Below are 12499 nucleotides of genomic sequence, written 5' to 3'. Positions count from 1 at the left end.
GTTACTTACCGGAAGCGCTGGCGATGTGTCGGAGGCTCAAAGCGCGGAGCGGATAGCCTCGCGATAGTTCTGGAGGATTTGCTCGCGGTACTTCTCCATCACCGGATGCAGAAAGGGTCTGGCGGGGATGACGATGGTCGCGCCGTTCGGATGTTTGATGGTGGCTCCGTACTCCATGACGGCACCGATGTTCACCATGTCTTCCCCGTCCTTGTTGACGGTGCCGCGCAGCAGGCCGACAAACGCCTTGTCGGCCATGATCTTCTGGGTGATGGCGTTGACGAGAAAGCCGGTGTCGATGAGCGCCTTGCTGGAACCTTTGCGCTCGATGGTGCTTTCGGCGAGTTTCACGAAGGCCTGTCCGCCCGGGGCCTGGGAGCGAATCCCCCGCTGGATCTCGCGCACCAGAAAAAGGGCGTTGCGGATCGTGGCCTGACGCAGGGCCGTGGCCAGGCGCGGCCCCATGCCGGTGGTCAGCTTGGCGCGGGCCTTGTCCCAGTCACCGGTTCGCCTAACGCCCATTGAGCTTCACCAGTTGCAGGTTCTTATGGGTGACGGTGCCGAAGAAGTGTTCTTCTTCCACACTCTGTATGCGATAGGTTTCCCTGTCTGCGGCCAGGCGGTCTTCACCCTGGACATCGGCATCCGGAAGGACGCAGGCGAGCGCGTCGATCTTGCCGCTCAGCTCCTCCGGCGGGGTTTCGTTCAGTTCGAGGGGGATGACAGAGACTTCCGCGTATTCGGCATCGTCGGTGCCGTAGAGCCGCTCGCCGGGAACCACGCGCAGAATGCGTGCGGTCTGGCCGGAGGAGAGGATCAGCCGGGCGACGTCGGCCACGGCTTCGGCGCGTTCCCGGTCATTCAACAACATCGAGATCGATCCCTTGTTCGTAGATGACCGGCATAAGGCCGCTCGGGGTCAGGATGTAGGCTTCCTGGTCGAGCTGGGTGGCCGGACGCAACTCGGTGAGCCGCTGGCGGTAGTCGGCGAGCAGATCGGCTTCGAGCTTGGCCCAGTGGCCGGGCTGGCCGGTTTTGTCCACCCGCTTGTCGCCGCTGGAAAAGGAGAATGCGTTGGCGGTGGCCGAACGCATGACCTGGCAGGCGTGGATCTGCGCCATGATCACCAGGAGCTCGCGGACCTCGCCGGTGGGATCGGGGGTAATCTCTCCGGCCGTGATCGTCAGCGATTGGTCGAGGTCACGGCCGACCCGGAAAACGGCTTTCCGGACGCATCTCTCCAGGGTCTGATCCTCGAAGAGAGATGCGCCCGGATCGGACAGGTCGAGCCGCAGGTCGGCGATCAGGTCACTCAGCAGCACCTTGCAGGCCCTCCAGACGGCTCTTGAGCGCGTCGATCACCGTGCGGCGTTTCTCGGTGTCCATGTAGCCTTTGAGGGTTTCCGGATTGGCTTCCTCGTTGACCTTGGAGATGGCGTCGGTGGCGGAGAGTTTGCTCAGGTCCACCGGTTCCGCGTCCTGGTCGGGCTCTGGAGAAGCGACCGGTTCCTGCTTCGGTTTGTCGGCCATGGCCAGGCGACCATTCTTGAGAGCCGCCTGGATCTGCTTGGTGAGGCGTTCCACCTCGACCACCTGGCCGGGCTTGAGTTTCAGCCCGGCGTCGGGGATCACCAGAACGCCGGGACGGATGTTCTTGATTCGATTCATGTCACATCACCTCCCGGATTACGGAACCAGTTTGACCTTGGCCATGATGTCGGGGCGAGTAATGCCCTGACCGATCTCGGACCACACCAGCCAGCCGGTCTTGAAGCGGGTCTTCTGATCGATGGACTCCGTCTTCAGGTTTTCGCGCACCGGCATCTTTCCGACCTCTTCATCCGGGACGATGATGATCTCGTCCAGCGGCATGGAGGCGGTCAACAGAATGCCGCCGGTGCCGTAGTTCTTGATGACACCCTTCTGACGCAGCTCGAGCTTGGTCTGGGGATCGAGGTTCCAGCCGCGCATGTCGTTGAAACGGCGGCCGCGCATGACGATGTACTTCACCGACAGCTCCAGGTCCTCGATGATCGAGATGGCCTCGTTCAGTGCATCCTCGGTGAGCAGGTCGCCGGTGACCTCGATGGTGTTGGTCGCCGGGATGGCCGAGGAGAGCACCGAGATGGTGCGTCGGTCCATCTCCTTGCGAATGGCGTCGGCGGCGCTGGTCTGAATGTCCATCAGCGTGCCGATGTTGCCGTTTTTGAGGACGGAAACGTCCACCATCGGGTTGGAGTGGATGCGGTTGGTGGGGAACTCGACCTCGTCCTTGCCCACCTCCTGCTCCTGGGCGTCACCGTCCTTGCTGATCCAGTGGGCCTTGACGGTCGGTTTCTTCTGGTAGACCGGACGTTCGCCCTTGGGCAACGTGTGCTTGGTGAGCAGCAGCGAGGAGATCTCCTTGCGCTTGATCTCTTGTTCGATAGGCGCGGCGATGGCGGCGGCAAGCGCCCGCATGCCTTCGGGCGACTCGAGAGCCTCGCTCATGAGCCGCGCCATGGTTTCCATGTATTCCTGGGAATGGATCTTCAACTGATTGGTTTTCATGTGCGTTGGCTCCTTGGGTTAGACGAGCAGTCGGAATTTGAGGACGCCGCTCTGTACGGAAATGGCGTGGGCGACGACGTGCTCTCCGGCCGCGACGCCGTTGGTCAGCCGACCGCTCGCCGAAACTTTCAGGTCTTCTCCGGCGACGACGGTCCCTTCGAAGGCGTCGGTCTCGTAAACGCCGCCGTCGCAGTAGATGCCGGGCATTTCGCCACCGGCGTAATCCTTGATCAGGATGCCGAAGGAGCGTTTGGTGGGATCGGTGTTGACGGCGAACAGGTCGTCGCCGACCACGCGGACCACCTGGCCGAGCTGGCCGTCGCCCTGGATGTGGCCGTCGCCATAGGCGAGGCTGCGGTGACACGGATTGATGAATGACATGGTGTTTCCTCCTTATGCGTTGATTTGCGAGTGTTCGGGAGAGTCCTCGCCGACACGGTTGCGGTAAGCGGCCATGAACCCGTCGCGCAGACGGTCCTCGAGCGACACCTTGCGGTCGTCCACATCGTGGGGCCTGACACCGGCGTCGCTGCGCAGCGGGGTTTCCGTCGATGCCTTGGCGGCGGGCTTGCCGCCCTGGTCGCTGTCAGCGGGTTTCTCTTCCTTGTCCTTGTCCGCCTTGGCCGATTTGGGCAGGCGCTCGTAAGCGGCCTCGGTGGCGGCGAAGGCTTCGTCGGACAGTTCGGCCAGGCGTTTCAGCTCGGCTTCCCGGTCCTCATCGGACGCAAAGGAGAGACCCTGCTTCTCCAGCCGGGTGAGCAGTTTCTTGGCGCGTGAGCGGCAAGCGGCCGCCTTTTGTTCGGCTTCCAGTTCCTGGACGCGTTTCTGCAGCTCGGCCACCTGGGCCTTGAGCTGCCGGTTTTCCTTTTCCAGGTCGGAAACGCGGGCAGGATCGCCTTCCTGCTGGGCCGGTTTCTTCTTGGCCGCTTCGACGGCCGGGTCATCGGTAGGTTTGGTTTTGTCTTCCATCGTGGAATCTCCTTCGGGTTGGGATTGGTCGGGCTGGCTCTGAAGGGACGCCACCTGCAGAATCCTGGCGTTCTCGTCCGCGCCTTTGCGGTCGAGCAGTCCCAGTCCGGTGAAAGTGACGCCGTGCAGAATCTCGAAAACGGGTTGGCCGTTGAAATCACGGCCCTTGAATTTGCGCAGGTGTGTGCAGTAGTCGGCCTTGTTCTGGAAGCGCTTGTGGCAGACCGAGCATTCGCCCTCCTGGTAGTCGCACTCCATGGAGACCTGGGAGATGATCCCGCGCTTCATCAGCTTGTAGGCCAGCCGGGCGGCCGGGGTGTCGTGGACGTACAGCTCGCCGACGCATTCCACGCGGCCGCCGTTGTCGTCCTCCAGGTAGTCGGCGGCGACGATGCCGCCCACGATGTCGTTGAACTCCTGCGAATGCTGCAGATCGACCTTCTTGTTCACGGCCGTCATGTGCCGACCGGACAACTCCTCGGCGGTGAAGTGGTCGCCGTTCTTGTTGGTCCCGGTGCGGCAGAGCACGAAGCTGAACTGGGGGTCGCCCGCCGAGCCGACATCCATGGCCTCGGTCGCGAGGCGTTCACTGTCGCCCAGCCGGATATCCACGGGGATGCTGGTGTGGAAGTTCGCGGCGGCGGCCATCGGAACGGGTTTTTCCTCCCGCTCGGCGCTGGCCTTGGCCCCGGGAGCGCAGACGAACAGACGCTCCTTGGCGTTGGATGCCTCGCCGTGCTTGGAGGTGATGGCGTAGTGGTGATCCTTGGACTTCATCCGGCTCTGCTTGCCGAAGGAGCCGATGATCCGCTTCATCTCCTGCTCGTTTGGATAGGCGTGATCGCGGTAGGAAATCAGCCAGTGCGGGATGTGCTTGGCGTTGCCGAGAAAGGTCTGGAAGAACTCGTTGGCGTTGGCCTTGGTGACGGTCTTGTGGTCGGTCTCGTAATACTTGACCTTGGTGTCGGCCTTGATTTCGAGCCCTTCCCAATAGGTCATGAGCCCCTCCACGAAGTGGTAGGCTCGCTCGTAGTTGGTGGTCGAAAACTCGGTGGCGTAGGGCGGATCGAAGTAGGCCAGATCCGCCTTGGCTTTCGGCAGCAGGTCGTTGATGTCCTGCCGGTATGCCTTGTTCTCCTTGTCGTTGTCGAAAACCAGGGCGTTGATACGCTGCAGGTTCTTGCGCAGGCGATCCTTGAACTCGTCGGGGGTGTCTTGGCGGCGGCCATAATCGGTGGACGACGAGAAGTGGCCGAAGCCACCCTTGCCGCTCATGCAGGTCTTGCCGAGGCCGAACAGGGCGATGTCTTTCTTGAAGCCGGAGAGCTTGTCGCAGTTGGCGCGGATGGTGTCGATCAGCGCATGGACGCCCTTGGCGAAAAAAATGCCCTTGAAGTTGTCCTGTACGAAGCTGCCCGCCTTGGCGTTGTCGGCCAGGAGTGCCTCGATCTCGTCCTCGCTCAGGCGAACCGAGTTGTTCTCGATGATCGCCTTGGCGGCATGGTGACAGTAGCGGAGCCGGTCGTTGGCGATGACCTGGAGGCCCTTGGTCTTGTACATGTAGGCCACGACCGCAGACCCCGAAAAGGCATCCAGCACCGTGCCAGTGCCCTCCGGGGTATGCTTCCAGATCCAGTCGACGAGCTTCTGCTTACTGCCGATGTAGTTGGTGATGTACTTGGGGCGCTTCTCGGGAGGAAGCTCTTCAGGAGCGGACTGTTCGGCGGCCTCGGACCCGAGCGTGTCGGGATCGAGAGTCAGCGCCGCATCGGCCTCCAGTAGAAACGCCAGCCTTTCCAGGTCTGTGGCGAACAGTTCCATCAACGTCTCCGGTCAGTTTGCTGTGCTCTCCGCGACCTGCGGGGAGCGTTCAGCGGTTACTTACCGGAAACGTCGGCGATGTGTCGGAGGGTGAGGCGAATTTCAGCGGTCGGGGTTCAGCCGGGCCAGAACGGCCTTGCCGCAGGCGTCGATGGAGGGGTATTCGTCGGTCTCGGTGATCTCCGAAAAGCCCCCGTCGTAGGGAGAGCGGGACAGCCGATGGTATTCGAGAAAATCCGCCGGAAGCGAGGTGGCCCCGGCCTCGACCAGACGGTTGACCACCCAGGCAGCCTCATCCTTGCGGTCGGCAAGCCCGTTCGGCCCCCGGTCGAGGTAATACATCTCCACATCCAGGCCGGGTCCCGGCCCCTGAACCCAGACGCCCACGGGCACGTATTCCGGGACGGTGGCTTGCCGGTCGGCGAGTATCGAGTCGATCATATAGCGCAGTTTCATGACCAGTCCTCCGCGATCCGGAGATGTTCGTCCAGAAGCTGATCGTCAATCCGGCGGAATCTCTCGGCGTTTTTCTGGCGGTAAGCGATCCAGCGTTGCCAGTCCGCCGCGAGTTCTGGCTCAGAGACCGGCTCGAGCATTTCGACATGGTGAATCCGGCCCAGATCGTCGGTCAGCTCGACAATCAGCCAGCCTTCGGCCTCCTTGCCGTCATGTTCGGCTGTCAGGGTGTCTTCGACCCGGACATCGACCACCTTGATGGTGTGGGCGTGCTGAAAGCCCTCGTCGTAACCGAGCGCCTTCCACAACAGCCAGAAATCGGTGCGCAGATGGTTTCCAGCAGCGTCGAAATGGGGGGCGATCCGGGTGACGGTGAAGCTGTCCACCAGGGTGTCCAGAAAGAGATCCCCGGATTCTCTGACCGTCATGCGGCTGCCCCTGCTGTTGAACCAGTGCAGCGATTCCTGCAGCCGCCGTTTCTCCTGTTCGATAAAGTCCTTCATGGTCATTGTTTGCGTTTGCTCCAGCTTTGCGAGGTATGGACGATGTCCTCCACCTTGCGCCCGTCGGGCAGTTTCTTGATGCCACGCCGGGTGAAACTCTGGATGATCTCCCGGCGTTCGTTGTCGCTTCTGGCCACGATGAACTCGATGTTGTCCAGCAGCGTCACCGAGTATTTGAAGATGGTTTCGTTGCCATGGCGCTGCGAGAACCGCTTCCAATCATCGATACTGGCTCCCCGGTTGCGCTGCACGTAGTCGTCGATCACCTTGCCGTAGGCGTCATGGTCATAGCTGATGGCGTCCATGCGCCGCAGCATCTGTTTCTTGAAGTAGAGGGCCGGTGAGGCGTCGCTGGCCGGTTGCTTCTTGATTCGGGTGAAGAAATAGCTCGCGCCGCCGGTCTGCATGTCGGCCACCGGGGACATTCCTCCCGGAGCCACGCCCATGCGCATTTTCTCGACCGTGCTGACCATGGCTCCGTTGTTTTCCATGATCAAGTCGATAAAGCCGGACATGCTTTCGCCGTTGGTCAGATCGTGGACCAGCGAGTAGCCCTTCATCTGTTTTTCCAGGTCCTCCTCGGTGATGTCGAACCGGAACTGGTGCCGGTATCCGCCCTTGGCGTCGCGGTCCAGAAAGCCCGCCTGGTATTCGCCCAGCGGGTTGTATCCGGAAAGCTGGGTGATGTCCTGGACACCCAGTTCCTTTTGCCAATAGCCGCGCAGAGCCTGGACCCGCTCGGTGGTGGTGGCGTTGCGGTCATCGAGGGATTTCTGCAGCCGTTTGAAATCGGCGCTTTTGTCGCTCTTGCGGATGTAGGCGAGCTTTTCGAGGTACATCTGCTCCGCGTTTTCCGCCGTGGCCACCCGGGTGTCGATCCCAAGCTGTTCGAGCTTTTCCAGCATCGCCTCGACCCGTCCGGGGGTGGCGTCGCCATCCAGGATCATTTCCAGCTCGCCGCGCTGGGCATAGAGGTTGGTGTCGGACCAGGGGCGATAGCGGACCCGGGTGCCGTCCTCGAAGGTGACGGTGTACTGGTGCCCGTCCTGCATGCGGGAGTTGTGATTGAACAGCGTCCGGTTGTCGATGTCGTCGGCCTCGACGGTAATGGTGCCGGACCCGATCCTGCGCTTGGTGTGGGTCACCTTGCCGCGTTCCACCTTGAACGGCGGTTTCTCCTTGGGTTTCTGCGCGTCGAGCTTGGGCAGGTACTGCTCGAATACGCCGTTGGTGGCCCGGTCCCAGTCGACGGACTCTTCGATCTCCTTGACCCATTTCAAATAGTGGTCCGCCATCTCCTTGACCTTGGGGTCGGCGCTCTTTTGCAGGGTTTCCAGTTTCTTCCGCAGGCGCAGGGCCTTGTCGATCTTGGTCCGGTTGTACTTGCCGTCGCCCACGTGGAAGTTGACGTTTTTGACGGCGTCCAGAATCGTCGGAAAGAAGCTGTCCTCGGCCAGCGGTTGTCCCTTTTCACAGGCCGCCGTCTGCACATACCTGCGCAGCACCTCGTCGATGCGGCGGTCGGTGTCCGGCCGGATCTTCATCTTGACCACGGTGCGCTTCTTCCCCTTGAAGCTCTCGGTGAAGATCAGCGCGTTCTGGTCTTCCACGTCGCCGCTGTCGAAGGGCAGCGTCTTGCCCTGCCAGCCGAGCTTGCGGGCCTCCTCGACCAGGGCTTCCTCTGTTGAGGAGAGCAGCTTTTTCTTGCCGGTGGCGGTACTCAGCTTGTCGAAACGGAAGCCCCGATCCCCCAGCACATCTGCGTAATAGCCCTCGAAGTCCCGCCGGAGATTGTGTTTCCGCTCCAGGACCTGATCGTAGAAATGCCGCAGCCCGGCCGGGTCCTTGGCGAACCGTCCCTCGGCGTAGGGTCGCAACAGATCGAGGTAATCCTCGTCGGCGATCTTTTCGACTTCCTGGATGTAGCGCAGGGTCGCGTTCGGATCGACCCGTACCTTCCCTTCCTTGGCCGCCCGGAAGACCTTGTTGTAAAAAGGCTCCTCCTCGCCGCAGACGCCGTTGGGGTGATAGTCGAGCGAGAGCTTGTCCTGGCCCAGAAACTTGAAGGCCTGGCCTTTGTCGATTCCGTAGACGCGACCGTCCCGGGCACGGATGAACTGCTTGGAATGTCCGTCGTGATTGGCGATCAGCCAGTCGACCACATGCTCGCGCTGGATCTGCTCCAGTTCGATGGTGGTCAGATCCTGGGGCAGGATGTTGCGAAAATCGAAGTCTTCCCGCAGATCGGTGCGCCATTTCTGGATGGAGCCGGTGCGGCCGTTCAATTGGATGGTGCGCACCTCGATGGAATGGGGGTCGATCAGGCGGCCGATCTTGTAGACCGCTTCCTCTCCGAAGGCGATGAACTCATCGTCCTTGCGGCCATGAGGCTTGAACAGCCATTTGTCGCCGTTTTCATCAGTCCAGAACTCCTTTTCATGTGCGCCGCCGACAGCGGCCTTGCCGGTTTTCTTGAACTTCGAAGGCAGACCCTTCTGCTGCCACGAGGCATCGACGGTGGCGAACTCCGCGCCTTTCTTGCCGATCTTGGGCTCGGGCGGCTTGACCGGGCTCGGCTGCGGAGCCGGTTTCGGCAGTTCCGTCTTCGGCGTGGCGGGCTTGGCCGGTACGGTTTTCTTCTTGCCTCCATGCTTTTCGGCCCAGGCCGCGTGCTTGGTGTCGATGCTGGCCTGAACCGCCTTGATTTTCGCGGGATCGGTCTCGGTGAAGAGCGTGGTCAGCTCGTCTTTGTTGGCCCACTGCCAATACTGGACCTTGGTCTCCTTGGCGAGCGTCTTGAGCTCCGCCGATTTCAGTTTGCCGACCTGATCCTGGAAGAGCTGTTTTTTGAGGGCGATTTCCTTGCTGTGGGCCGCAAGCAGTTCCTGGGGCAGATCGGTGCCGCCGGAAACCGCCTGTTCCGCCTTGGCAATCGCGTCGAGGAAATCCTTATAGCCGGTCGGCGTGTCGGGAACGACAACGGCCTTGGCGGCGTCTTCGAGGGCCGTTTTCTGTTTCAGGATCAGCTTTTGTTTGGCCTCGTCGACCGCCTTTTTCTTGACCGACTCGGCCATGTCGGCACCGGCCTTTTTCTGCAGCGCCTCGACGAGCTGCTGCTTGTTCTTGAGGATGCCGATGCCGTGCTTCTGTTTGGCCGCCGCGAGTTCCTTGCCCATCAGGCCGCTGTGGTCCACGCCGGGTTCCAGCTTGTCCAGCAGCTCGATGGTCTCCTGCTTGGTCATGTTGAGGGAGATGCCGTTCTCCTTTGCCATCTCCTTGAGCTGCTGGGCGGTCATGCCTTCCAGCCCCTCGGTGGGAGGGATCTTCGCCATCTGGGCGGCGAGCAGCTTGGCCTGTTTGAGTTCCGCCTGCTTCAGTCCGAGCAGCTCGACCAGTTCTTCCTTGGTCCGCAGCAGGCCGATCTTGTGTTCCTTGAGCTTGGCGCTGAGCGCCGCTCCGGCCAGGTCACCGTGATCGATCCCCGGTTCAGCCAGATCGAGCAGCTTGATGAAATCGGCCTTGGTCCGGGCGATGGCCACGCCGTTCTGTTTCGCCAGAGTCTGAAGCTGTTTGACCGTCAGCGAGCCGAGGTCGGCAATGTCGCCGTTTTCAAAGGCGCTCTTGAGCTTGGCGTTCTCCTTGGCCTGGGCGTCGGCCAAGCCTTCCAGCACGTGGGGCGGGAGAATGCAGGCGTCCCCCTGCGATGCCTGGGCGGCGGCCTTGGCGGCCATCTCGCTGCCGCAGACGGTCATCGGCCACGCCACGATGTTGGTGCAGCGGCAGTGCGGATGCGCGGGTTGCTGGGGGAACTTGTCGATGGGAAAGGTCTTGCCGTCCAGGCCGCCGCAGACCGGGCACATGCGCTCGTCCTCCATGGCCAGCCATTCCAGTTTCTGGATGCCGACCCGCTCGTGGAACTTGAGCCTGCCCATGTTGTGGGCGCGGAGGACCTCGGTGCGGGCGATCATCTCCATGCGGTACTGGGCCTTGCTGAACACCCGGCTTCCGGCCTGGCGAAAGGAATCCTTGTCGATGATCACCTTGCCCATGTCCCGGACGATGTCGTCGGCTCCCTTGCCCGTGGCGACGCCGTTCAGGATGGTGCGCTTGATGCCGTCTGCGAGTTCGCGGTGGACGTCACCGGCGAGCGTGAGGTTGTACTGCGCCATGAAGTCGAGGGCGTTGGTGTCGACGATGGTGAACACCTTGGTGGCCAACTTGTCGATGCCTTCGGGTTTGAGGTCGGCGTAGAACGGCAGCGCCGCGTCGGCGAGCTCTCCGATTCCCTGCTGGATGCCGAGTTTGAAGGAGTCCTTGGTCGTCTTGCGAAAGACCAGGGTCTGCTCCCGCTTGAGCCGCTTCATGGTGTCGTCGAGTTCGAGCTGAAGCTTTTCCAGCCCCTTGAGGGCGGCGAGCTTGTTGTCCGGCAGGGAACCGAGGGAGCGGTACTGGAGAATGGCGCGGGCGACCTCGTCTTCGGCCTGTTTCAGCGCCTGGGTGAGCTGGGCCGTGACCTGGTCGTTGTAGCGGTTGCGGGCCGTCAGACTCTTCAGGGTGGCCGCCTGGATGCGCTGCTTCAGGTCCGACGGCATCAGCGGGGCTCCCGGCGGTCGATGAAGCGACAGGCCGGGGCGTCGAAGGTGCGCTCGCTGTTGTGGACCCGGCAGTGGTTGGTGTCAGCTATGAAGTGGCTGCACTCGTCGCACACGGCAGCAATGCCGGTGGATTCCAGGTCGCCCGACCAGACTAATGCCGCCTCCGCCGTGGGTTCATCGTCCTCAGCCGGAATCCCGAGCATCTTCCGGGCGCGAGGCACGCTGAGGATGCCGGAGACGACCATATCCACCACCGGCTTCACCTGCTTCTCGTCCATCAGGTCGATCTGCTTGCGTTCAGTCTCGCGGTTGGCGGCCTCGATGTCCGGGTCCAGGTCCATCTTGAGCTGAAGGCTGGAGCGGCTGATGAGCTTGCGGTCGTAGAGTTCGATGAGGAGCTTCTTGAAATCGACCGCGTCGCTGGGGTCGAGGTCGTTGAAGATGAACTGGATGCTCTTGTCGCCGTGGTCGTTAAGTTCCATCCAGTCGTCGAACACCCAGTCGAGGAGCTTGCGAGCGGCCTGTTTGATCTCGCGGATCATGACCATCATCTTCTGCATGCTCACCGAGGCGGTGGCGAAGTTCGGACCGTCGCCGGTCACCAGCGAGCGTGACAGCCCCAAGGCCACCACGATGTCTTCCTTCACCTCTTTGACCTTGTCCTCGACGTTGAGGACCTGGCCGTCGGTGCCGTGGGTTTCGACGTTGACGTAGAACGGGACCACCAGGCCGCTTTTCATGTCCATCTTGTTGACCATGTCGCGAACCTGTTCGAGCATCCGCTGGTCCGGCATCACCATCTTCTGGCCGAACGCGCCGCCCACCTTGAGCAGACGAAAGGGCGTGGCCCAGCGCTTGGCGATGGCCTGTTCGGCCCGGCGGTAGTCGCGCAGCAGTTCGATGGCTTGAAAGGCGGGAAGCACGAGGGAGTTGCCTCGGGGCGAGAAGGCCGGTGCGTCCCATTTGAGGTGGACCACCTGCTCGACGGGCAGCGGAATGGATTCGCCGCCGCCGGGTGTGTCCTCGGGAAATTGCCGGGCCTCGATCAGTTCGCCCTGGGCGTATTTGACCTTGACCGAAACCGGGTTGACACAGACCAGCTCCTCGATGTCCTGGCCGGACTTGGTGAAGCGCTTGAAGCCGATGGCGTCACCTTTCACCAGAAGCTGAAGAACCATGTCCTTGATGAACTGCGAGACGTTCAGCCGCCAGGCGGCATCCAGGGCCTGCTCCTTTAGGTTCTCGTCATCGCTGGTGATTTTGATCTCGTCGCCCACGGCGAAGGTGCGCCAGGAGTTGACGCAGTTCTTCACCAGCGGCTCCTCGACGTAGTATTCCCAGGCCTTGCGGGCGCGTTCTTCCCAGGTGGCCGGAATCGCTTCGGCGGCGTTCACCTTGGCGAAGGCGGCCGAGTCGAGCGCGGCCGCTGCTGCCATCGGCGCGATGACAAAGCCGGTGGTGTCCAGGCTTTCGGGTTGTTCGTCCTGATGGGCGGTGCTTTCCACGTGATCCTCTCGGTAGTTTCGGCCATGACAGCCGCACATCCGGCCCGTGTGGGCCGAATCCGGCTCGATGCCGGTTACTTACCGGAGCGGGGTGGAAAGC

11 protein-coding genes are annotated in these 12499 nt (G+C 61.9%); all 11 read right to left on the bottom strand.

The genetic code is table 11. The features are described from left to right. Positions 1-36 precede the first annotated feature (36 nt). The 11 genes from SFUM_RS19705 to SFUM_RS19655 all read right to left on the bottom strand — a co-directional run bounded on the left by SFUM_RS19705 (position 37) and on the right by SFUM_RS19655 (position 12399). Positions 37-522, bottom strand: a complete 486-nt coding sequence (locus SFUM_RS19705; RefSeq protein ID WP_011700600.1) for a phage virion morphogenesis protein — start codon at positions 520-522, stop codon at positions 37-39. Continuing rightward, positions 512-871 (bottom strand): hypothetical protein, encoded by a 360-nt coding sequence (locus tag SFUM_RS19700; protein WP_011700599.1) that lies wholly within the window; start codon positions 869-871, stop codon positions 512-514. The genes SFUM_RS19705 and SFUM_RS19700 overlap by 11 nt, the downstream gene beginning before the upstream one ends. Continuing rightward, positions 858-1322, bottom strand: coding sequence for a hypothetical protein (locus SFUM_RS19695; protein ID WP_011700598.1), 465 nt, complete (start codon positions 1320-1322; stop codon positions 858-860). Before SFUM_RS19695 ends, SFUM_RS19700 begins: the two co-directional genes overlap by 14 nt. Continuing rightward, a complete protein-coding gene (locus SFUM_RS19690) occupies positions 1309-1668 on the bottom strand; it encodes a hypothetical protein (protein WP_011700597.1) in 360 nt (119 codons plus the stop codon). Before SFUM_RS19690 ends, SFUM_RS19695 begins: the two co-directional genes overlap by 14 nt. Positions 1669-1686: 18 nt before the next feature. Beyond that, complete coding sequence (locus SFUM_RS19685; protein WP_011700596.1) at positions 1687-2550, bottom strand: HK97-fold major capsid protein; 864 nt, start codon at positions 2548-2550, stop codon at positions 1687-1689. Positions 2551-2568: 18 nt separating this feature from the next. Next, complete coding sequence (locus SFUM_RS19680; RefSeq protein ID WP_011700595.1) at positions 2569-2931, bottom strand: hypothetical protein; 363 nt, start codon at positions 2929-2931, stop codon at positions 2569-2571. A gap of 12 nt (positions 2932-2943) precedes the next feature. Continuing rightward, positions 2944-5340 (bottom strand): DNA adenine methylase, encoded by a 2397-nt coding sequence (locus tag SFUM_RS19675; RefSeq protein ID WP_011700594.1) that lies wholly within the window; start codon positions 5338-5340, stop codon positions 2944-2946. A gap of 102 nt (positions 5341-5442) precedes the next feature. Beyond that, on the bottom strand, positions 5443-5796 hold the full coding sequence (locus tag SFUM_RS19670; RefSeq protein WP_011700593.1) for a hypothetical protein: 354 nt from the start codon (positions 5794-5796) through the stop codon (positions 5443-5445). Further along, complete coding sequence (locus tag SFUM_RS19665; protein WP_011700592.1) at positions 5793-6305, bottom strand: hypothetical protein; 513 nt, start codon at positions 6303-6305, stop codon at positions 5793-5795. The genes SFUM_RS19670 and SFUM_RS19665 overlap by 4 nt, the downstream gene beginning before the upstream one ends. Next, entirely contained in the window at positions 6302-10891 is a 4590-nt protein-coding gene (locus SFUM_RS19660; protein ID WP_011700591.1) for a minor capsid protein, read from the bottom strand. Before SFUM_RS19660 ends, SFUM_RS19665 begins: the two co-directional genes overlap by 4 nt. Next, positions 10891-12399 (bottom strand): phage portal protein family protein, encoded by a 1509-nt coding sequence (locus tag SFUM_RS19655; RefSeq protein WP_041441093.1) that lies wholly within the window; start codon positions 12397-12399, stop codon positions 10891-10893. The genes SFUM_RS19660 and SFUM_RS19655 overlap by 1 nt, the downstream gene beginning before the upstream one ends. Positions 12400-12499: the final 100 nt, after the last annotated feature.

It is taken from the genome of Syntrophobacter fumaroxidans MPOB (genome assembly GCF_000014965.1).
Classification (GTDB): domain Bacteria; phylum Desulfobacterota; class Syntrophobacteria; order Syntrophobacterales; family Syntrophobacteraceae; genus Syntrophobacter; species Syntrophobacter fumaroxidans.
This window is presented reverse-complemented; position numbering and strand designations above follow the sequence as displayed.

Bases quoted from the DNA above. Each gene is read 5' to 3' on its own strand.
- SFUM_RS19705 (WP_011700600.1), bottom strand. From the start codon at position 522: ATGGGCGTTAGGCGAACCGGTGACTGGGACAAGGCCCGCGCCAAGCTG.
- SFUM_RS19665 (WP_011700592.1), bottom strand. From the start codon at position 6,305: ATGACCATGAAGGACTTTATCGAACAGGAGAAACGGCGGCTGCAGGAA.
- SFUM_RS19690 (WP_011700597.1), bottom strand. From the start codon at position 1,668: ATGAATCGAATCAAGAACATCCGTCCCGGCGTTCTGGTGATCCCCGAC.
- SFUM_RS19700 (WP_011700599.1), bottom strand. From the start codon at position 871: ATGTTGTTGAATGACCGGGAACGCGCCGAAGCCGTGGCCGACGTCGCC.
- SFUM_RS19685 (WP_011700596.1), bottom strand. From the start codon at position 2,550: ATGAAAACCAATCAGTTGAAGATCCATTCCCAGGAATACATGGAAACC.
- SFUM_RS19675 (WP_011700594.1), bottom strand. From the start codon at position 5,340: ATGGAACTGTTCGCCACAGACCTGGAAAGGCTGGCGTTTCTACTGGAG.
- SFUM_RS19680 (WP_011700595.1), bottom strand. From the start codon at position 2,931: ATGTCATTCATCAATCCGTGTCACCGCAGCCTCGCCTATGGCGACGGC.
- SFUM_RS19670 (WP_011700593.1), bottom strand. From the start codon at position 5,796: ATGAAACTGCGCTATATGATCGACTCGATACTCGCCGACCGGCAAGCC.
- SFUM_RS19660 (WP_011700591.1), bottom strand. From the start codon at position 10,891: ATGCCGTCGGACCTGAAGCAGCGCATCCAGGCGGCCACCCTGAAGAGT.